17 protein-coding genes are annotated in these 20,918 nt (G+C 64.0%); 13 read left to right on the top strand and 4 right to left on the bottom strand.

Annotation, left to right across the window (positions count from 1 at the left end):
• From SO140_RS05450 to SO140_RS05435, 4 genes are read left to right on the top strand one after another with little or no spacing between them, the layout of a single operon-like run.
• Positions 1-669, top strand: coding sequence for an amino acid ABC transporter permease (locus SO140_RS05450; protein WP_449378842.1), 669 nt, complete (start codon positions 1-3; stop codon positions 667-669).
• Positions 670-673: 4 nt separating this feature from the next.
• Entirely contained in the window at positions 674-1,456 is a 783-nt protein-coding gene (locus SO140_RS05445) for an amino acid ABC transporter ATP-binding protein (protein ID WP_449378841.1), read from the top strand.
• Positions 1,457-1,466: 10 nt separating this feature from the next.
• A complete protein-coding gene (locus tag SO140_RS05440) occupies positions 1,467-2,384 on the top strand; it encodes an aminotransferase class IV (protein WP_449378840.1) in 918 nt (305 codons plus the stop codon).
• Positions 2,381-3,799 carry an MmgE/PrpD family protein gene (locus SO140_RS05435; protein ID WP_449378839.1) on the top strand — a complete coding sequence of 473 codons (1,419 nt, stop codon included), beginning with the start codon at positions 2,381-2,383 and terminating at the stop codon, positions 3,797-3,799. Before SO140_RS05440 ends, SO140_RS05435 begins: the two co-directional genes overlap by 4 nt.
• 81 nt (positions 3,800-3,880) lie before the next feature.
• On the opposite strand, the gene SO140_RS05430 is transcribed toward SO140_RS05435, so the two are convergent.
• A complete protein-coding gene (locus SO140_RS05430) occupies positions 3,881-5,620 on the bottom strand; it encodes an ATP-binding protein (RefSeq protein ID WP_449378838.1) in 1,740 nt (579 codons plus the stop codon).
• Positions 5,621-6,058: 438 nt separating this feature from the next.
• Between SO140_RS05430 and SO140_RS05425 the strand changes: the two genes are divergently transcribed.
• Entirely contained in the window at positions 6,059-7,027 is a 969-nt protein-coding gene (locus tag SO140_RS05425; RefSeq protein ID WP_449378837.1) for a catechol 2,3-dioxygenase, read from the top strand.
• On the opposite strand, the gene SO140_RS05420 is transcribed toward SO140_RS05425, so the two are convergent.
• Together SO140_RS05420 and SO140_RS05415 are read right to left on the bottom strand one after the other, a co-directional pair.
• Positions 7,024-10,548, bottom strand: coding sequence for a molybdopterin cofactor-binding domain-containing protein (locus tag SO140_RS05420; RefSeq protein WP_449378836.1), 3,525 nt, complete (start codon positions 10,546-10,548; stop codon positions 7,024-7,026). The two genes, SO140_RS05425 and SO140_RS05420, sit on opposite strands and share 4 nt — an antisense overlap.
• Entirely contained in the window at positions 10,548-11,030 is a 483-nt protein-coding gene (locus SO140_RS05415; RefSeq protein ID WP_449378835.1) for a (2Fe-2S)-binding protein, read from the bottom strand. The genes SO140_RS05420 and SO140_RS05415 overlap by 1 nt, the downstream gene beginning before the upstream one ends.
• Positions 11,031-11,277: 247 nt before the next feature.
• Between SO140_RS05415 and SO140_RS05410 the strand changes: the two genes are divergently transcribed.
• The 8 genes from SO140_RS05410 (at position 11,278) to SO140_RS05375 (ending at position 19,550) form a co-directional block, all read left to right on the top strand.
• Positions 11,278-12,735, top strand: coding sequence for a 6-hydroxynicotinate reductase (locus SO140_RS05410; RefSeq protein ID WP_449378834.1), 1,458 nt, complete (start codon positions 11,278-11,280; stop codon positions 12,733-12,735).
• Positions 12,732-13,631, top strand: a complete 900-nt coding sequence (locus SO140_RS05405; RefSeq protein ID WP_449378833.1) for a UPF0280 family protein — start codon at positions 12,732-12,734, stop codon at positions 13,629-13,631. Before SO140_RS05410 ends, SO140_RS05405 begins: the two co-directional genes overlap by 4 nt.
• A 27-nt stretch (positions 13,632-13,658) precedes the next feature.
• On the top strand, positions 13,659-14,243 hold the full coding sequence (locus SO140_RS05400; RefSeq protein WP_449378832.1) for an amino acid synthesis family protein: 585 nt from the start codon (positions 13,659-13,661) through the stop codon (positions 14,241-14,243).
• 103 nt (positions 14,244-14,346) lie between these two features.
• Positions 14,347-15,549, top strand: coding sequence for an ABC transporter substrate-binding protein (locus SO140_RS05395; protein WP_449378831.1), 1,203 nt, complete (start codon positions 14,347-14,349; stop codon positions 15,547-15,549).
• A gap of 156 nt (positions 15,550-15,705) precedes the next feature.
• Positions 15,706-17,595 (top strand): ABC transporter permease, encoded by a 1,890-nt coding sequence (locus SO140_RS05390; RefSeq protein WP_449378830.1) that lies wholly within the window; start codon positions 15,706-15,708, stop codon positions 17,593-17,595.
• Positions 17,592-18,383, top strand: a complete 792-nt coding sequence (locus SO140_RS05385) for an ABC transporter ATP-binding protein (protein WP_449378829.1) — start codon at positions 17,592-17,594, stop codon at positions 18,381-18,383. The genes SO140_RS05390 and SO140_RS05385 overlap by 4 nt, the downstream gene beginning before the upstream one ends.
• Positions 18,380-19,084, top strand: a complete 705-nt coding sequence (locus tag SO140_RS05380) for an ABC transporter ATP-binding protein (RefSeq protein WP_449378828.1) — start codon at positions 18,380-18,382, stop codon at positions 19,082-19,084. Before SO140_RS05385 ends, SO140_RS05380 begins: the two co-directional genes overlap by 4 nt.
• A gap of 10 nt (positions 19,085-19,094) precedes the next feature.
• The gene (locus SO140_RS05375) at positions 19,095-19,550 is read left to right on the top strand and encodes a MarR family winged helix-turn-helix transcriptional regulator (protein WP_449378827.1); all 456 of its coding nucleotides are present in this window, start codon (positions 19,095-19,097) and stop codon (positions 19,548-19,550) included.
• Between the two features lie 138 nt (positions 19,551-19,688).
• On the opposite strand, the gene SO140_RS05370 is transcribed toward SO140_RS05375, so the two are convergent.
• Positions 19,689-20,885 carry an amidohydrolase family protein gene (locus tag SO140_RS05370; RefSeq protein WP_449378826.1) on the bottom strand — a complete coding sequence of 399 codons (1,197 nt, stop codon included), beginning with the start codon at positions 20,883-20,885 and terminating at the stop codon, positions 19,689-19,691.
• Positions 20,886-20,918: the final 33 nt, after the last annotated feature.

Genomic DNA, 20,918 nt, shown 5'->3' with positions numbered 1-20,918 from the left:
ATGAGCTACGAATTCCAGTTCGCCGAAATCTTCGCCAACACCGACCTGCTGTTGCGCGGCATCGGCCTGACCTTCGCACTCTGGGCAATAGCCTTCACGTTCTCACTGATCGTCGGACTATTCCTCGGAATCGCCAGAAGCTCTCAGCGCAAATGGATCAATTGGCCGGCCTCGCTCTACATCGAGGTGTTCCGGAACACGCCCGTCCTGGTCCAACTGGTATGGTTCTACTACGCGTTTCCGGTGCTGACGGGCCTCCAGACCACACCGTTCGTCGCCGCAAGCCTGGGACTCTGCCTGAACACGTCCGCCTATTGTGCAGAGATCTATCGTGGCGGCCTGCAATCGATTTTCCGAGGACAATGGGAAGCGGGACGTGCCCTCGGCATGCCGTATTGGAAAGTCATGCAGCGGATCATTCTCCCGCAGGCGCTGCGGCGGATGATTCCCGCATTCACAAACCGTGGTGTCGAGCTCGCCAAGATGACCTCGATCGCCTCCGTCATCACGGTCAATGAGCTGATGTATCAGGCCCGGTCCCTGAGCACGCAGACATTCCTGCCGCTCGAAACTTTTACGGTCGTGGCGATCATCTACTTCGTCCTGATCTATCCCGGCACGCTTGCAGCATACCTGCTCGAGCGCCGGCTGAATGCCAGGGGAGCCTGATCCTATGGACAACGACATTCTGCGGGTCGAGAACCTCAACAAGAGCTTCGGTGATAATCACGTGCTGCGCGGCATCGACCTGGCGGTGAAGCCCGGCGAACGCATCGCCATTCTTGGCTCGAGCGGGTCCGGTAAGAGCACCTTCCTCCGCTGTATCAATTTCATGGAGACGCCTTCTGATGGCCGCATCTGGCTCGACGGCAAGGCAATCGGACAAGCGACCGGCAAGAACGGATCAGGCGCAATCCGCTATAGCGAAGCCGAACTGTGTCGGCTGCGCACCCGGATCGGAATGATCTTCCAGCAGTTCAACCTGTTCCCGCACAAATCCGCGCTTGAAAACGTGATGGAGGGGCCCCTCTCGGTGCTCGGTAAATCCAAATCGGAGGCGGCCGCCAGAGCGCGCCACTACCTCGCCAGGGTGGGGCTTGCCGAAAAGGCCGACCAGTTTCCGGCTCGGCTCTCGGGTGGGCAGCAGCAGCGCGTCGCCATCGCGCGAGCGCTCGCGATGGATCCCGAGATACTGCTTTTTGACGAACCCACGTCTTCGCTCGATCCGGAGTTGGTCGGCGAGGTGCTGCAAGTCATCCTTGGTCTCTCCAAGGAAGGCCGCACGATGCTGCTCGTCACGCACGAGCTTGGCTTTGCCTATCATTTCGCGACGCGCGTACTCTTCCTTCATGAGGGGCGCATCCACGAGGAAGGGGCGCCCGAGCAGGTGCTCAAGACACCCCAGAAAGAACGCACCAAAGCCTTCCTCAACCGCTTCACCGAATTCAGCTTCTAGGCATGGTCCGATGATCGAGAGCAAGGGCGCTCAGACGCCAGTGGAAGACCCACGCAACGCGCACGTGTTGATCTGGCTCAACGGCAGGCTGGTTCCCAGATCAGAGGCCTTGGTCTCGATTTTCGATGCCGGCTTTGGCCTGGGAGACGGTGTCTGGGAAGGCATTCGCCTCAGTCGCGGCAACCTCGTCCTGGTGGACGAGCATCTGAAGCGGCTCTACCAGGGGGCCCAGACGATCGCGATCGACATCGGCATGACCGTCGCCCAGATGCGAGCCGCTCTGGAGGAGACTGTATCCGCCAATGGAATGGAGGATGGAGCGCATCTCCGCCTGATGGTCACGCGTGGGGAAAAGAGAACCGTCCACCAGGACCCGAGGAACGCTCTCGGCAAGGCGACCGTCGCGATCACGGCCGAGTACAAGCTGCCGGATCCGGAAATCAAGGCTTCCGGAATGAAGATCGCAACCTCCACTTTCCGATGCAGCAGTCCGGATGTCTTCGACCTGCGGCTGAACTCGCACAGCCGCCTGAATCTGATTCAGGCCCTGCTTCAGGCCATCAGCTGCGGTGCCCACGAGGCGCTGATGCTGGATCCGTCGGGCTTCGTGTCGAGCTGCAACTCCACCAACTTCTTCATTGTCCGCGATGGCCGGGTCGAAACATCCACGGGACGCTTTTGCTTCAAGGGAATCACGAGGGCCAAGATCATCGAGAGCTGTGCCGGCCTCGGTCTCGAGTGTCGTGAGCTGGACTTCACCCTGGCAGAGGTCTACGGGGCTGATGAGGCGTTCGTGACCGGCACGTTCGGCGGCGTGACGCCGGTGCGTTCGGTGGATGGACGTCGGATCGGCGATGGGCTGCCGGGTCCCGTGACGCTTGCCCTCGCACGTGCCTACGAGGAACGATTCTACGGCGCCTCGAAATGAACGAGGCGGCGTCAACTCTGACAGCGCAGGTTTGCCGGTTTGCGGCGCAGCTTCGGATCGAAGACATACCCGCCGAGGTTCGCAAGAAGGCCAAACTTCATGTCCTCGACACCCTCGGCTGCGGCCTCGCGGGCGCGGGAACGTCGCTTGCGCGACAGCTCCTGCAATACCTCCGGCTGGAACACGCCCACGGGAGCGTACCTGTCTTCGGGGCGGGTATGCAATTGGGCCCGGCCGCTGCCGCCTTTGGCAACTCAGCATGCATGAATGCTCTTGATTACGATGACGGCTATGAAATTGCCGGAAAGGGCATGGGGCACCCCGGCGCCACGATCATTGCCGCCGCCACGAGCGGATCGTTCGTGAACCGTGTCAGCGGCAGCGAGTTTCTCACGGCGGTCGTCGCCGCTTACGAGATCAACAATCGGCTCATCCGTTCAATTCAGCCGACGATCGAGCGCTTTCGCGAAGTCTACGGCGTCTGCCAGCACCAGACGGTGTCCGCCTGCATCGCATTCGGCAAGCTCTCGCAGCTTGACGCTGACGAAATGAACAACGCCGTGGGGCTCGCCGCCACGCTTTCCAATGTGCCGAGTCTGCGGAAGTACAACTTCGCTGAGCGCCCGCTGATTTCGCTCAAGGACTTCAATGCGCCCGCGGCGGAGGCGGGCGTCCGTGCCGTGCAAATGCATGGATGCGGCATCGTCGGATCGAAAAGCGTGCTGGACGGCCCGACCGGGCTATGGCGGATGCTGGGCTCTGATTGCTTCGAGGAGGAGGCGCTCACGGCCGGCCTGGCCCACGAATGGGCTATCCTCGGCAGTACCTTCAAGACCTATCCGGTGTGCCGGTGGATGCACACCGCCATGGAAGCCTTGGAGCAACTGATCAGGGACAACTCGCTCGGCCCCAGCGATATCGACCATGTTGTCATTCATACATCGATTGGTCTTTGTCGGGATTTCATGGATCCTGCACCGGCGACGATGGTGGATGCGCAGTTCAGCTTCCCTTACGCCTTCGCGGCTCTGCTTCTTGGGATTCATCCCGCTTCCAACTGGTATGCCCGCGAGACCTTGGAGCGAACCGATCTGCTTGAACTGGCCGGGCGAGTTCGCGCGGAAGTCGATCCGGCGATCAATGACTTGATGAGCGGCGAGCGGCGCCGGCCGGCTGGCCGCGTCACGGTCACGAGCGAGGGGAAGTCATATGCGTCGCCCCTCATTGAATTCGCGCTCGGCAGTGTCGAACGGCCGGCCTCCGAGGAGGTCATCCGGAGCAAGTTCATGGACAATGCGACGCCCGTCATTGGACAAAACGCTGCCGAGGAGATTTGGTCCCGTGTCGACATATTGGAAGCCGTATCCGATGTCACGGACGTGCTTCGGCTGGCAGTTCTCCCTGCGACACCGTGAAACGCATATCGTCGCCACGAAAAGACGCAGCGCCGTGCCGGCATCCGGCAAGTTCGGCCGAGACGGGTTGCGGAGTCCAGCTTACCGCAGCGGCTTCTTCAGCAGGGAGAAGCGGTCGGGGTCGAGCCCCATCGACGGCTGGAGCATCGGGGCGTCGATGCTGGAGAGCGTCTTCGCAGGCGGCGCCGAGAACACGGGATCGTTAGGCACGTCGCGCTGAGAGGTGGCCCCGCGCCAGCGCTCGAGCACAGCGCTGACGAAATGCATGTCGTGTCCGGCCGTGACCGAGGGAACGCTGCTGATGGTCGCTTCGCCGCGCGGCAATTGATGCGGCGGCACCTCCTTGAAGCGCAGTCGCGTCGGCAGTGCCACGCCTTCGCCGAACGCCAGGACCTCACGGGTGCCGAGCGAAGGCACGAAAGAGAGCAGGTTCGCGGCCGCATCCGACACCGCGGCGCGGAGCAGCGCCTGGTCGCGGTCGTTGGCCAGGCGCATCGTGAACAGCGTGTTGCACTGAGAGATGATGGTGGCGTCGAGTTCGGCTGGACGTTGGGTGATGAGACCGAGATAGACGCCGTATTTGCGGCCTTCCTTGGCGATGCGCGACACCGCCTTGCGGGTCGGCCCGAAACCGACGTTGCGATCGGCGGACGCATAGCGGTGCGCCTCTTCGCAGACGAACAGCAGCGGCGAGACGCCGTCGCTCCACAGGCCGAAATCGAAGGCCATGCGGCAGAGCACCGAGACGACGGAGTCGATCACCTCGACTGGAAAGCCGGCAAGCTGCATCACCGTCATCGGCTTGCCGTTGGCCGGCAGACGGAATAGGTGGCTGATCACCTCCGCCATGGTGTCACCGCCGACATTGGCATTGTCGAACATGAAGGCGTAGCGCGGATCGTTGCGCACCGCCTCGATGCGCGAGATCAGCTTGTGATAGATGATGCGCGAGGAGCGGTTTTCGAGCTTGCCCATGCGCTCGTCGATCAGCGAGATCAGATCGACCAGCCGGTAGGGCACCGGCGTGTCGACGGTGAAGCCGACCTGCTTGGGATCGATGCGCTTGAGGCCGAGGCGGTCGGAGTTCTGATACTGCGTGTAGACACCCTTGGCGATCGGGATGACTTCGGCGAGGATGTCGAGCTCTTCGGGCACGCCAGGCCGGCCGCCGAACAGCACGTCGACGATTTCCTCGAAATTGAACAGCCAGAACGGCAGCTTCAGGTTCCGCGGGTTGAGCACCAGGGAACGGTCGCCGAAGCAGCGACCATATTCGTTGTGGACGTCGAGCAGGAAGACGCGCAGGTTCGGGCGCGCTTTCAGGATTTCGTTGAGCAGCAGCGACACGCCGGTCGATTTGCCGACGCCGGTCGAGCCGAGCACCGCAAAATGCTTGGAAAGCATTTCCTCGACGTCGACATAAGCGACGACGGAACGGTCCTGTTGCAGGAAACCGACATTGATCTGGTCCGCGCCCGTCGGCGCATAGATCGTGCGCAGCTCCTGGCTGGTGATCAGGTCGACCGCATCGCCGATGGTCGGATAGTTGGTGACGCCGCGCTGGAACTTGGCCTTGTCGCTGGCATTGAGGATCTCGCCGAGCAGGTCGACGGAGGCGATGGCAATGTAAGTGTCCCCGGTCGAGAGGTTCTCGCAGGAAACCTCGGTGATCATGGCCACGATGACCGAGCTGGCGCAGCGGATGCTGACGAAGCGGCCGACAGTGGCACGCACTTCCGAGATCGGCATCCGGCTTTCCGCCAAAAGCCCGACCCGCGCAAGCGATCCGCGTACCGAAATCACGCGTCCAAAAGATGTCACGATGATGAACCTGGCAACAACGAGGATTTGTTCCAACTATGCGCGGCGGTCACTGCACAAACGGTTAAATGCGAGGCGCCGCCGCTTTGTTAAATCTGTGACAATTCGGTTGGGAGATTTGTTCGAAGTGCCTACTTGCCGCGAAAATCGGTAGGACAATGCCGTTTTCTGGGCCGGCCGGCCGTCGGCGCGTAAGGAGAAATTTACCATTCGGAAAACCACCCGGCGTGGTCGGGATCCGAAAGCGACGCGGACCGGCGCAGCCCGGTGCGGGACGAGGGGATTTCTATTTGTTGACGAGACCTAATCATTTGTACATTAGTACAAATGATCCAGGGCCGGCCTGGGCGCATACAGGGTCCGCCGTTGCGCCCGCGAGCGCGCGTCGAAATTCCGGGATCCGTGAAGCCGATCACCCGTCATGCCATGGAGGAAATGATGCAGCCAGAACCGATCCTCGATCTCGCCCATCTCGGCCACATGGAGCTGTTGACGCCGAAGCCGGACGAGAGTCTGAAATTCTTCGTCGACGTCATGGGCATGACGGTCAGCGGGCAGAAGGGTGAGTCCGTTTACTTGCGCGGTTGGGATGACTATGAGCGCTATTCGCTAAAACTCACGGCGTCGAAAACCTCGGGCATGGGCCACATGGCGCTGCGCGCACGCAGTCAGCAGGCGCTGGAGCGGCGCGTCGCAGCGCTCAAGGGGTCCGGCTTCGACATCGGCTGGATCGACGGCGACATGGGGCAGGGGCCGACCTTCCGCTGCCGCGATCCTGACGGCCATATCGTCGAGCTCTACTACGAGACCGAGTGGTATCAGGCTCCGCCCGAGCTGAAGCCCGCTCTGAAGAACCAGGCGCAGCGTTTTCCCGCGCGCGGTGCCAACGTGCGCCGCCTCGACCATCTCAACTGCCTCGCGGCCGATATCAAGGCCAACCGCGAGTTCTTCGAGAACTATCTCGGCTGCCGCCTCACCGAGCAGATCGTGCTCAACGACGGCCGGGAAGCCGCGATGTGGCTGACGATGTCGAACAAGAGCTACGATTTCGCCTATTCGCTCGACCATTCCGGCGTGCCCGGCCGCTTCCACCATGTCACCTACGCGCTCGACAGCCGCGAGGAGATCCTTCGCGCTGCCGACATCTTCCTGGAGAACGGCGTCTACATCGAGACCGGCCCGCACAAGCATGCGATCCAGCAGACCTTCTTTCTCTACGTCTACGAACCCGGCGGCAACCGCGTCGAAGTCGCCAACGCCGGCGCACGGCTAATCCTCGCACCCGACTGGAAGCCGATCGTGTGGACGGAAGAGGAGCGCAAGAAAGGTCAGGCCTGGGGACTGAAGACGATCGAGTCCTTCCACACCCACGGCACGCCGCCGGTGGAGACGAAGAAGCACGGCTAGTTCGCAGAGGCCTTCACGCGCGTAATCGTCTCGCGGATGCCAGTCCACGCCGGCTTGTCCGGCGCAAATTGCTTGCGCAGGAACGCAACGAGCTCCTCGACCTGCGCGTCGCTCATGCTGTGCTTGAACGCGGGCATATAGCCGAGGTCGCTGGACGCTGGCTCGATGATGCCGTGCAGGATCACCTGCACGAGATTGTCCGGTTTCGCGCTGTGGAGATTGCTGTTGAGCGACAGTGACGGCCGGCTGCCGAACAGCGGCAGACCGCCGACCTCGTGGCAGACGGCGCACGCGCCCTGATAGAGCCGCGCGCCGGTCGAGGCGGCGACGGTGACTTGCGTCGCGTTCTCGAGCTTGGCGGCAAGCGCGTCCTGCGCCTGCCGGTCGATCGCGGTGTCGTTGAACGAGCCGAGATAGATCGCCATTGCGCGGATGTCCTGATCGGGCAGGGCGGCGAGATCCCGCACGATGGGCGCCATCGGCCCGGCCGCCACGCCGTGGAAACGCGAATGGCCGGTGCGCAAATAGGCGTAAAGCTCGTCCTCGCTCCAGGGAATCGGTGCCAGCGAGAGCGACGTCAGCGCCGGCGCCTCCCAGCCCTCGGCAAAGCCGCCGGCGAGATAGGCGCTCTGCTGCTCGGCACCGAGCGCATTGCGCGGCGAATGGCAGGCGCTGCAATGGCCGAGGCCTTCGACGAGATAGGCGCCGCGATTCCACTGCTCGGACTTGATCGGGTCGGGCTTGAGCGTGGTGGTTCGATGGAACAACGCATTCCAGCCAGCCAGCAACGGCCGAAGATTGAACGGGAAAGAGAGCGCGTTGTTCGGTGTGGTCGCCCGCACCGCGGGCTGCGCCATCAGGTGCGCGTACAGCGCCTGCATGTCTGCGTCGCTTGTCTTCGCAAAATGCGTGTAGGGGAATGCGGGATAGAGCTGTCGGCCGTCGCGATGCAGTCCCTCGCGCATCGCGCGCTCGAAGGCCGGGTAGGACCAGGCGCCGATACCGGTCGCGGCGTCCGGCGTGATGTTGGTGCTGTAGATGGTGCCAAACCGCGTTTCCAGCGCGCGCCCGCCGGCGTTCAGCGCGCCGCCCGCGGTCGTGTGACACTCCGCGCAATTGCCGAGCGCGGCGAGCTCTGCGCCGCGCGCGATCGTCGCAGCCGAATAGACGGATGCATCGGGCCGCGCGATCGGCGCGATGGCGCGGCCCGGTAGCATGGCGGCGCCGATACCGATGGCGGCCGTGCAGAGCGCGGCCACGCTCGCGAAGATGCCGGTGCGCTTCGCGAACGGGTTTGTCCAGGAGCCGGTCGGGGCGGCTGCCGGCGCAGGTAACGCCTGAGGCTCAGGCGACGTGTCGCCACGCAAGCCTTTGAGGATGCGCTCCGGCGTGAATGGCGGCTCGCGGAAGCGCACGCCTGTGGCATCGAAGATCGCATTGGCGATCGCTGCCGCACTCGGCACCGAGGCGGATTCGCCGACGCCGAGTGGCGGCTGGTCCTGACGCGGCAACATTAGCACGTCGATCTTGGGCACGTCGGGGAAGGGGATGATCGGGTAGGCGCCCCATTCGCGCACCGCCACCGCGCCGCGCTCGAAGGAGACCTCCTCCATCAGCGCGCGGCTGGTCGACTGGATCACGTTGCCCTGGATCTGGTGGCGCACGCCGTCCGGATTGATCATCAATCCGGAATCCTGGCCGGCGACGACGCGGGTGACGCTGACATCGCCGGTCGTCTTGTTGACCGCGACATCGGCGATCCAGGCCGACCACGCCGCGCCGTAGCCGGGGAACTTGCTGTGCACGTAGAGCGCATAAGCAAAGCCGCGCCCATGCACGACATCGCCGCCCTTGTCCTGGCGCACCGGTCGTGGTGTCCAGCCCGCGCGCTCGGCGACCGCATTGACGAGATCGACCGCGCGCTGGTCCTTCAGGTAGCGCAGGCGATATTCGATCGGATCGATACCGGCTTCGGTCGCGAGCTCGTCAATATAGGATTCATGCGCAAAGCTGTTCGGCAGCGCCGAGACGCCGCGCAACCAGGAGGCGCGCACGATTGGGGGCATGTCGTGCGCGACGACACGCATGTGTTCGTAGTCGTAGGGCGGGATCGCGGTGCGGTCGCCCATCTGCAGCACGTCGGGCTCGGGCGATATCCGGCCTGTGAGAAGCAGCGCAAGCGTCGGCGCGGCGTTCGAAGGATAGCGCGTGGCGAGATCGTAACCGGCGACGCCGCCGTCGGCGTCCAACCCGCCATTGACGTCGACGAGCTGCGCGGTGCCCTTGGGCTCCCAGGCGTGTTCCTGTTCCCGCGTCAACTGCACGCGCACGGGCCGACCGACTGCGCGCGAGAGCAGCAGTGCGTCCGCCGTGACGTCATCGGCGCAGTTGCGGCCGTAGCATCCGGCGGCCTCCAGCCGGATCACCTCGATCTCGGTCTCGGGCCGCTCGATCAGCAAGGCAAGGTCGGTGCGCAGGATGTGCGGGTTTTGCGTTCCGGACCAGACCCGGATGCGCCCCTCCTGAAAATCGGCAACGGCGCAGGAAGGCCCGATCGACGCGTGCATCTGGTAGGGCCAGACGTAAGTCCGCCGCATTGGCTTGGCGGCAGCGGCGATGGCCGCGTTCACGTCGCCCTTGTCGATCAGCGTGCGCGGCGTCGACGGGTTGGCGCGCAGGGCGGTCTCGAGGTCGGCGAGATCGGGTAGCGCGGGTGTCGGCTTCCAGCTCACCTTCAGCCGATTTGCGGCCAGAATCGCATTCTCCTCGCGCTCGGCGACGACGCCGACGAAGTCGCCGAGGCGCACGACGCCGACGAGGCCGGGAATATCGCGCACCGAGGACTCGTCCACCGCGATCAGGCTGGTTCCGACGAACGGCCCGGCATCGACGCCGGCATAGGGCGGCCGCACCACGCGGCCGTGCAACATGCCGGGCACACGGACGTCGTGCACGAAGGTCATCTCGCCGGTCGCCTTCGCCGGCAGGTCGACGCGCGGCACGGACTGGCCGACGATAGCGTAGTCGCCGACGGGTTTCACGGCGACATCATCGGCAAGCTCGAGACGGATCACCTCATCGCCGATCAGCTCTCCAAAGCTGATGCTGCGGTTGTGGCCGCGAACCAGCCCGTCCTCAATGCTGAGATCCCCAGCCGAAAGCTCCAGCCGTTCGGCGGCGCGCGCGATCAGAAAATGTCGCGCTTGCGCGGCGGCCTTGCGCAGGGGAACGGCGGTGATCTGAATGGTTTCGCTGGCAATCGTCGCGCCCTGGTTCGGCACGACAGCGGTATCGCCGAGCACCACGACGACGCGCGCAAACGACACGTCGAGCTCTTCGGCAACGATCTGGCCGAGCGCTGTGCGGATGCCGGTGCCGAGATCGACATGGCCGTTATAGGCGCTGACCGAACCATCGGCGGTGATCCGGACAAAGGTCTCGGACGTGCCGTCGGCGAGCGCGCGGGCGACGACCAGCGATCCGGAGCGCCGCTCAGTTTCATTCGAAACGGGGGAGGCCATCAATCACCGGCCTCGGCAAGCTGACCTGATGCGCGCATCACGGCGCGGAGGATTTCGACATGCGTGCCGCAGCGGCAGAGATTGTAGCGCAGCGCGGCCATCGCCTCCTGCGCGGTGGGTTGTGGATTGATCGCAAGCAGCGCCTTGGTGGTCATGATCATGCCGTTGAGGCAGTAGCCGCATTGCGCGGCCTGCTCGTCGATGAAGGCCTGCTGCACGGCGTCGGGATTGTCGCGCGTGCCGAGCCCTTCAAGCGTCACGATGTCGCGCCCCACACAGCCGCCGATCGGAATGACGCAGGAACGCGCCGCGGCGTCGTCGATCAGGACAGTGCAGGTGCCGCATTCGCCGAGGCCGCAACCATATTTGGGACCGTTGAGCGCGAGGTCGTTGCGCAGCACATACAGGAGCGGCGTCTCCGGCGCGGCGGCGACATTATGGATCCGGCCGTTCACGGTGAGGCGGATCAGTGTCTGCGTCATCTCTGGTCCCGGTGCGGCGCGCGCATGTCAAACTGCGAAGCCCGACGATACCGTTTGTACACAAACGTGCAAGCGCCGCATGCCGCAGTGCAGCGCGGTTGCCCGCTTTGTGGACAGGGCAGGCAGGCAGATGAGGTTTTATTCGGCAGCCGCATGGTTTTGCCGGTGGCGCCGCTTGACAGCTTCCGGCATCGCGCGCAACATCGTTCGTATACGAATGATAAGCCCTGGATCAGTTGGCTTTGACATGGTGACTGAAGCGACGAGCGCGGCTTCCGACAAGATCCGCTGCGATGCCTGTCCGGTGATGTGCTACATCAAGCCGGGCGCGGCGGGTGCCTGCGACCGCTACGCCAACCACGACGGCAAGCTCGTCCGCGTCGATCCACATATCATCCTCGAGCGCACGGTGTCGCACGGCGGCAAGCTGGTGCCGTTTAGCCGGTCAGAGGATTGGGACGGCAAGATCGTCCATGAACCCTCGACCTTCGTCACTGCGATCGGTGCGGGCACGACCTATCCCGACTACAAGCCGGCGCCGTTCATCGTCTCATCGGAAGTCGATGGCGTCGACATGGTCACCGTCGTGACCGAAGGCATCTTCTCGTATTGCGGCGTCAAGGTGAAAATCGACACCGACCGCTACCTCGGCCCGGAAAGCGCGGTGGTGCGCGTGCAGGGCGAGGCGGTCGGCCACGTCACGACCAGCGAATACGGCTCGCAGATGCTGTCGCTCGGCGGCGTGCATCATCTGACCGGCGGCTCCAAGAAGGAAGGCCGCGTCACCTGCGACACGCTGATGGATCTCTCCAACTGCAAGCCGGTTGAGTTCACGATTGACGGTGGCGCGACGGTGGTGGTGCAGGCGGGAGAGCCGCCGATCGTCAACGGCGTGAAGGAAGAGCGCATGCGCGTCGGCTGCGGCTCGGCGACGATCGGCATGTTCGCAAAGCAGTGGCACGGCAAGGTCGACGAGGTCGTCGTGGTCGACGATCACATCACCGGGGTGCTCAGCGAGCATCAGGCCGGCAAGCTGCTCGATATTGCCGACACCGGCATCAAGATGAAGGGGCGGCGCTCGACGCCAGGTCGCTATTTCCAGGTCGCCGATCCCGGCACGGGCTGGGGCGGCACCAACATCTCCGATCCGCTGTCGATCCTCGGTCCTTTCGACGCCAAGGAAGCGAAACCCGGCCTGACCATGCTGATGGTCTCCACCACCGGCGAGCACGCGTCCTACTATGTGCTCGACGGTGCCTTGAAGCCGGTCGAGACCGAGATGCCGGCGGACCTGCGATTCTCGGTCGAGCGCATCCAGGAAAATTGTGAGCCGGCCTTGTGCACCGTACTGTTCATGGCGGGCGCCGGGGGTTCCTTGCGCGCCGGCGTTACCGATAATCCGGTGCGTCTGACACGCTCGGTGAAGGATGCTCTGACGCGCGTCACCAGCGGCGGTGCGCCGGTTTATGTCTGGCCCGGCGGCGGCATCACCTACATGGTCGATGTGACGCAGATGCCGGCCGGTGCGTTCGGCTATGTGCCGACGCCGGCTCTTGTCGCGCCGATCGAGTTCACGATGAGGCTGTCCGACTATGCCGCGCTCGGGGGCCACATGGATCATGTGCGACCGCTGTCCGAGGTCCGGGAGAGTGATGATATTCGCCAGGTGCCGTGGCAGAACCCGATCCCGGGACGGCGCGCATGAGGAGGCTTCCGCAAATTGCGTTGCTGTCTGATGGCCGGCGGCTGCATTTGCAGGATGGTCCGATTGATCTGATCGTGGAGGCGAGGGGAGCCGAGCATCAGGTTCGCGCGGCCTACGAGGCGGCAGCACGGCGCTTCACCGGGCTGCTCGACGAGCTCTGTGCCGAGCTGACGGAATTACGCAAAGCGGCGCAGCCGGTGCAATGCGTCCTGAAAGGTGTCGTCGCGCGGCGCATGTACGCCGCCGTTGCTCCCTACGCAGGCGATTGCTTCATCACGCCGATGGCCGCAGTCGCTGGCAGTGTGGCGGAAGAAGTTCTCGGTGCTATGCTTGGCGCGGCGCAGCTCGACCAAGCCTATGTCAACAATGGTGGCGACATCGCGCTGCATCTCGGCGAAGGCGAGCATTTTGCCATCGGCCTGATGGACCGCCCCGACCGCGCCGGCGTGATGCAGGCGATCACGATTGGGGCGGACGATCCGATCCGTGGCGTGGCGACCAGCGGGCGCCATGGGCGCAGTTTCTCGCTCGGTATTGCCGACGCGGTGACGGTGCTGACAGCGACGGCCTCTCAAGCCGATGCGGCAGCAACCGTCATCGCCAATGCCGTCGATCTGCCCGGGCATCCGGCGGTCAAGCGCCGTCCGGCGAACGAGATCCAGCCCGACAGCGACCTCGGCGCGCGTCTCGTCAGTCGCGACGTCGGCGCATTGTCGCAGATAGAAATTCGCGAGGCTCTCGAATCTGGCGCAGAATGTGCACGGCAATTGTTCGATCGTGGACTGATCGAGGGTGCCGTGCTCAGGCTATGTGGTGATATGCTTGTCATCGGGACCAAGGATATTGAGCGGCGACGATCGCGCCCGTCTTTATTGGAGAACGCGGTCCATGCCTGATCAGGGAAGCGAGCCAAGGAAGCTGACATGAGCGCGATCATCCGCAAGATCGTCACCGTCGTCGAAGAGACGCAGATGGAGATGGGACGGTCCGTCTCGCCGCCGACCCGGCGCGCCGCGGCGATCGCAGTCATTGAGAATCCGTTCGCCGGGAAATACGTCGAAGATCTTTCACCGCTGATCGCGATCGGCGAGGAGCTCGGCGATCTCTTGTCAAGGCGCGCGGTGGCGGCGCTCGGGATCGAAGGCTCGAAGGTGCAGAGTTACGGCAAGGCCGCCGCCGTCGGCGAGAACGGCGAGCTGGAGCATGCTGCCGCGATCCTGCATCCGAAGATGGGCGCGCCAGTGCGTAAGGTCCTGAGCAAGGGCGCGGCACTGATTCCGTCGTCGAAGAAGCGCAGCGGTCCGGGCACGACGCTCGACATTCCATTAGGCCACAAGGACGCGGCCTTCGTGCGCAGTCATTTCGACGGCATGGAAGTGCAGATCAACGACGCGCCGCGCGCCAACGAGATCATGGTCGCGGTGGCTGTCACCGACAGCGGCCGCCCGCTGCCGCGGGTTGGCGGGTTGACGGTTGCGGAGATCAAGGGCGAAGACGGCCTGCGTTAGAGCATGATCCGTATCCGGAGGGCCGCGTTTGCGCAAAGTGGGGACCGGTTTTCCGACAAGATCATGCTCAAGAAATTGAGTCTTCAAAAAACTGGAGGTTGGGATGCGAGCAAGAAACTGTTTTGTCGGCGCGGCGTTTGCGCTTCTGGTCGGCGGCATGGCCGGCTCGGTGACGGCGCAGGAGATCAAGATCGGCGAGATCAACAGCTACTCGCTGTTGCCGGCATTCACCGAGCCCTATCGCAAGGGCTGGCAGCTCGCCGTCGAGGAGATCAACGCGGCCGGCGGCATCAACGGCAAGAAGCTCGTCGTGATCTCCAAGGATGACGGCGGCAAGCCGGCCGACGCGCAGACCGCGGCCAACGAGCTCGTCTCGAGCGAGGGCGTTGCGATGCTCGCGGGCACGTTCCTGTCGAACATCGGCCTTGCCGTGAGCGATTTCGCCAACCAGAAAAAGGTGTTCTTCCTCGCCGCCGAGCCGCTGACGGATGCCGTCACCTGGTCGAAGGGCAACAAGTATACGTTCCGCCTGCGTCCCTCCAACTACATGCAGGCGGCGATGCTGGTGGAAGCAGCGGCAAAGCTGCCGGCAAAACGCTGGGCGACGATCGCGCCGAACTACGAATATGGCCAGTCCGCGGTTGCGGTGTTCAAGAAGCTGATGTCGGAGAAGCGTCCCGACATCCAGTGGGTCGACGAGCAGTGGCCGCCGCAGGGCAAGATCGATGCGGGCCCGGTGGTGCAGGCGGTTGCCCAAGCCAATCCGGAGGCGATCCTCAACGTCACCTTCGGCGCCGATCTCGTGAAGCTCGTGCGCGAAGGCAATACGCGCGGCCTGTTCAAGGGACGTGATGTCGTCTCCTTCCTGACCGGTGAGCCGGAATATCTCGATCCACTCAAGGACGAGACGCCCGAGGGCTGGATCGTTACCGGCTATCCCTGGTACTCGATCAAAACGCCCGAGCACGACGCGTTCCTCAAGGCCTACCAGGCCAAATACAACGACTATCCGCGCCTCGGCTCGATCGTTGGCTACCAGACCATCAAGTCGGCGGCGGCGATCCTGGCGAAGGCCGGTTCGACCGATCCGGAGAAGCTGATCGCGGCGGCGGAAGGTCTCTCTGTGGGCTCGCCCTTTGGAGAGATCACCTTCCGCCAGATCGATCACCAGTCGACGCTTGGTGCCTTCGTCGGCAAGACCGCGCTGAAGGATGGCAAGGGCGTGATGGTGGATTCGTCCTACAAGAAAGGCGCGGACTATCTGCCGAGTGATGCCGAAGTCGAGAAACTGCGGCCAAAGGATTGAAGTTTTGCCGCTGCCGTAGGGTGGGTTAGCCGAAGGCGTAACCCACCACGGTCTATCCCGCGGCGAGGAAAGTGGTGGGTTACGCTTCGCTAACCCACCCTACGAAGTTATCGCTCCCTGCGCGGGGAGCGCACTGAAACCCAACCCGGACCGCCGATGGCCTTTTACGTCGTACAGTTTCTGACTGGACTCGCCAGCGCAGCGTCGCTGTTCCTGGTGGCCTCGGGCCTGTCGATCATCTTCGGCGTGACGCGGATCGTGAACTTTGCGCACGGCGCGTTCTACATGGTCGGTGCCTACATCGCCTTCACGCTGACGGATCGCCTCTCTGGCGCGTTCGGCTTCTGGGGCGGTATCGTGATCGCCGCGCTCGCGGTGGCGCTGATCGGTGTCCTCGTCGAGATGGTGCTGCTCCGGCGTATCTATCACGCGCCCGAGCTGTTCCAGTTGCTCGCGACCTTCGGCCTGACGCTGATGGTCGAGGATCTCGTCGTCCTCATCTGGGGCCCCGACGATCTGCTCGGCCGCCGCGCGCCGGGCTTCAAGGGCGCGGTCGATTTCTTTGGCCAGAACATCCCGAGTTACGACCTGTTCCTGATCGTGCTTGGCCCGGTCGTGCTCGGCATCCTTTGGCTGTTGTTCCAGCGCACCCGGTGGGGCGTTCTGGTGCGCGCGGCGACGCAGGACCGCGACATGGTCGCGGCGCTCGGCGTCAATCAGAAATGGCTGTTCACGTCGGTGTTCGCGGTCGGCGTCTTCCTCGCAGCGCTTGGCGGCGCGCTGCAAATCCCGCGCGACGCCGTGCATCACGCCATGGATCTGCGCATCATCGTCGAGGTCTTCGTCGTCGTCGTGATCGGCGGTCTCGGCAGCATCGTGGGCGCCTTTGTCGCGGCGGTGCTGGTGTCCGAGCTCAACGCCTTCGGTATCCTGATCTTCCCGAAGATTTCCATCATCCTGGTCTTCCTGGTGATGGCGGTGGTGCTGATCGTACGTCCCTGGGGCCTGTTCGGCAGGCCTGAGGCGCCCGCGCGCCGCACGCCGGGTCTCACGGTCAATCCCTGGCGGCCACTGACGTCGAACGAGCGGCTGGCTACGGTTGCCGCACTCGTCGTCGCGGCAGCACTGCCGCTGTTCGCCGGCAATTATGCGCTGACAGTCGGCTCGGAGATCGCGATCTTCGTGATCTTCGCCGTCAGCTTGCATTTTCTGATGGCGGTCGGCGGTCTCGCGTCCTTTGGGCACGCGGCGTATTTCGGCCTCGGCGCCTATGGCGTCGCGTTCCTCGCCAAGATGGCGGGCCTGCCGATGATCGTCTGCCTGCTGCTAGGGCCGCTGCTCGGCTGCCTCGGTGCCGCCGTGTTCGGCTTCTTCGCCGTGCAGCTCTCCGGCGTCTATTTCGCGATGCTGACGCTCGCCTTCGCGCAGATCGTATGGTCGATCGCGTTCCAGTGGGTCAGCGTCACCGGCGGCGACAACGGCATTCTGGGCGTCTGGCCGGAAAAATGGGCGGCGAGCCCGTCGCATTTCTACTGGCTGGCGCTCGGCGTTGCCGCGCTGGTGACGATCGCACTACGCATCGCGGTGTTCTCACCGTTCGGCTACGCACTTAGGGCCACGCGGGACTCCGCATTGCGCAGCGAGGCGATCGGCATCAACGTCAAGCGCATGCAGTGGACGGCCTTCGTCATTGCGGGAACCACGGCCGGCATCGGTGGTGCGCTGTTTGCATACCTGAAGGGCAGCGTCTTCCCGGATAATCTCGGCATCTCGCTGTCGGTCGATGCGCTCGTCATGGTGCTGCTCGGCGGCGTCGAGACGGTGTCGGGCGCAGTGATCGGCGCGATCGTCTACAAGGCGCTCAACATCTGGCTCGTCAGCCAGACCGACCTGTCAAAGCTCGTGCTCGGCGCTTTCATCGTGCTGATCGTGGTCGTCTTCCCGAAAGGGATTGTCGGCATGCTGGAAATGCTTGCGCAGCGGCGCAAGGGATCCTCGCCGCCGGGCTCGACAATGCTCGCCAAACCGATCGGGTCCACCGAATGAGCGTCGCACCCACACTTCTCGCGGTCGAAGGCCTGACCAAGTCCTATGGCGGCATTCACGCAGTGCGCGGCGTCTCGTTCGAGCTGCGTGCCGGCGAGATCCTGGCACTGATCGGTCCCAACGGCGCGGGCAAGAGCACCTGCTTTGACATGCTCAACGGCCAGAACACGCCGGACGCCGGGCGCATCCGCCTGCTCGGCGAGGATACGACGGGCAAGAAGCCGCGCGAGGTCTGGCGGCTCGGGGTCGGCCGCACCTTCCAGATCACGGCGACCTTCGCCACCATGACAGTGCGCGAGAACGTGCAGGTCGCGCTGATCTCGCACGAAAAGCAATTGCTCAATCTCTGGGGCTCGGCACCGCGCTTCGACCGCGACGAGGCCGTGCGCCTCCTGGAGCTCGTCGGCATGGGCGGCTATGCGGATCGTCCCTGCGGCGAGCTCGCCTATGGCGACCTCAAGCGGCTCGAGCTTGCGATTGCGCTCGCCAATCAGCCAAAGCTCCTGCTGATGGACGAGCCGACCGCCGGCATGGCGCCACGCGAGCGCACCGACCTGATGCGGCTCACCGCGCGCATCGCGCGGGAGGAATCCATTGGCGTGCTGTTTACCGAGCACGACATGGATGTCGTCTTCGAGCATGCCGACCGCATCATCGTGCTCAACCGCGGCACACTGATTGCCGAAGGATCGCCGACGGAGGTGCGAGGCAACCCGCAGGTGCAGGCAGTCTATCTCGGCGAGGGCCTCGTCTACGATGCCCGTCATCGCGAGGGGGCCTCAACATGAAGCTCACGGTCGAGGGGCTCAACAGCCATTACGGTCCGGCGCATATCCTGTTCGACATCGCCCTCGAGGTCGGCGACGGTGAGGTGGTTGCGCTGCTGGGCCGAAACGGCGCCGGCAAATCAACGACGTTCCGCTCCATCGTCGGCCTAGTCGCGCAGCGCTCGGGTCGCATCATGTTCGAAGGCAAGGACGTCTCGGCCCGGCCGACGCATGAGATTGTGCGCAGCGGGCTCGGCTACGTGCCGGAGGAGCGCCGCATCTTCACCGACCTCACGGTCGAGGAGAATCTAGAGGTCGGCCGTCAGCCGAAACGGTCGAACGCGCCATACTGGACGCGCGAAAAGCTGTTCACGCTATTCCCGAATCTGAACGAGATGGGCAACCGGCCGGGTGGCCGCATGAGCGGCGGCGAGCAGCAGATGCTGACCATTGCCCGCACGCTGATGGGCAATCCGTCGCTGGTGCTTTTGGACGAGCCGTCAGAGGGGCTGTCGCCCAAGATCGTGGAGCAGATGGTCGATGCAATCCTGACCATGAAGAAGGAAGGCGTCAGCATTGTCGTTTCCGAGCAGAACCTGCATTTTGCAAAGCTGATCTCCGATCGTGCCTATATCATCGAGCGTGGCCGAATCTGTTTCGGTGGTACGATGGCCGAGCTCGATGCGCGCCCGGATATCCGCGACGCACATCTGTCATTGTAAAGGGGCGGGAATGGCGAGGGGCGTCGCAGCCAAGAAGAGCATCAGGCAGGCCAGGCCACCCTATGTGCTCGATGAGCAGGTCGGCTTCATCTTGCGCCAGGTCTGGCAGCGTCATAGCGCGATCTTTGCCCGCGACATCGGCACCAATCTGACGCCGACGCAGTGGGCGGCGCTGTCGAAGCTTGCCGAGACCGGGCCATGCTCGCAGAACCAGCTTGGGCGCCTCACGGCGATGGATGTCGCGACCATCAAGGGCGTGATCGACCGGCTCAGCGCGCGCGGACTGACGGAGACGAGCCAGGATCCGGAAGACGGCCGGCGGCTGCTCGTCAGCCTCACACGCGCCGGTCAGCAGCTCGCTGAAAAGGTTGCGCCGAATGCGCTCGCGATTACGCGTGAGACACTGGCGCCGCTCGACGCGAAGGAGCGCGAGCTGCTGATGGGGTTGCTGAACAAGTTGAGGTGAATTCGGTCTCATAGGGTGGGCAAAGTGCTGTAGGGTGGGCAAAGCGAAGCGTGCCCACCAGTTCTTTCTGAAATAAACAGAAGTGGTGGGCACGGCGCTTTGCGCCTTTGCCCACCCTACGATGCCGTTTAGGTGGCGTTACTTCCCCACCACCTCCGGCACCTTGCCTGCGGGTGGGGTGTTGCGGCTGCGCTGGGTGCGGACGATGCCGTCGATGATGGTCATGCCGATGCCGGGGAGGTCGCCGAGCTGCACGCTCTCAAGGATGTTCTTGCCGGGCGAATGCTGCGCCTTGTCCATGATGACGAAATCGGCCGAGCGGCCCACTTCAATGAGGCCGCAATCGAGCTCGCGCATCCGCGCCGTGTTGCCGGTCGCAAGGCAGAACGCGATCTCGGCCGGCAGCTCGCCGAGCGAGGACAACATCGAGACCATGCGCAAAATGCCGAGTGGCTGCACGCCGGAGCCGGCCGGCGCGTCGGTGCCGAGGATGACGCGGTGTAAATCGCCCATCTCGCGCGCGGTGCGCAGCGTGTATAGTGCAGAGCGCTCGTTGCCATTGTGCACGAGCTCGAGGCCGCGCTTGCAGCCCTCGCAGATGCAGCGGATCTGGTCGTCGGGCAGCGCGGTGTGGCCGCCATTGATGTGGCCGATCACGTCGGTGTCGGCCTCGAGGACCACGTCCTTGTCGATCAGGCCGGAGCCGGGGATGGAGGGGCCGCCGGTGTGGATCGTGCTCTGGATGCCGTATTTGCGCGCCCAGCCGACCATCTTGCGCGCCGTGGGACCGTCCTTGACGCCGCCAAGACCGACCTCGCCGAGCAGCTTGACGCCAGCCGCGGCCATCTCCTTGAAATCCTCCTCGACCATCTCGCATTCGATGACGGGTGCACCTGCGTGAACCTTCACGCCGCCCGGCCGCAGCGTCCAGAACGCGCGCTGGGCAAAGATCGCCATGGCCTTCAGGCCGACGACGTCGCGGGGGCGGCCGGGCATGTGCACTTCGCCGGCCGAGATCATGGTGGTGACGCCGCCATGCAGGTAGCTGTCGATCCAGTTGATCTGGTTCTGCCGAGGCGTCCAGTCGCCGGCGACGGGGTGCACGTGGCTGTCGATCAGCCCCGGTGCGACCGTGGTGCCGTTGGCGTCGACGATGGTGGTCGCACCGTCCGTGTTGACGTCCTTGAACCGGCCGATCGCGGTGATCTTGCCGTTCTCGGCGACGATGGTGTCGCCATCCAGGATCGGCTTCTCCAGGGCGCCCGATAGCATCAGGCCGATATTGCGGATCACGAGCTTCGAAGGCCCGGTGGCCTGGGGTGCGTCATGCGCCATGGAAAGGCTCCTCATTCCTAACTGCAACGCTCG

This window comes from Bradyrhizobium sp. UFLA05-108 (assembly GCF_059803455.1).
This window is presented reverse-complemented; position numbering and strand designations above follow the sequence as displayed.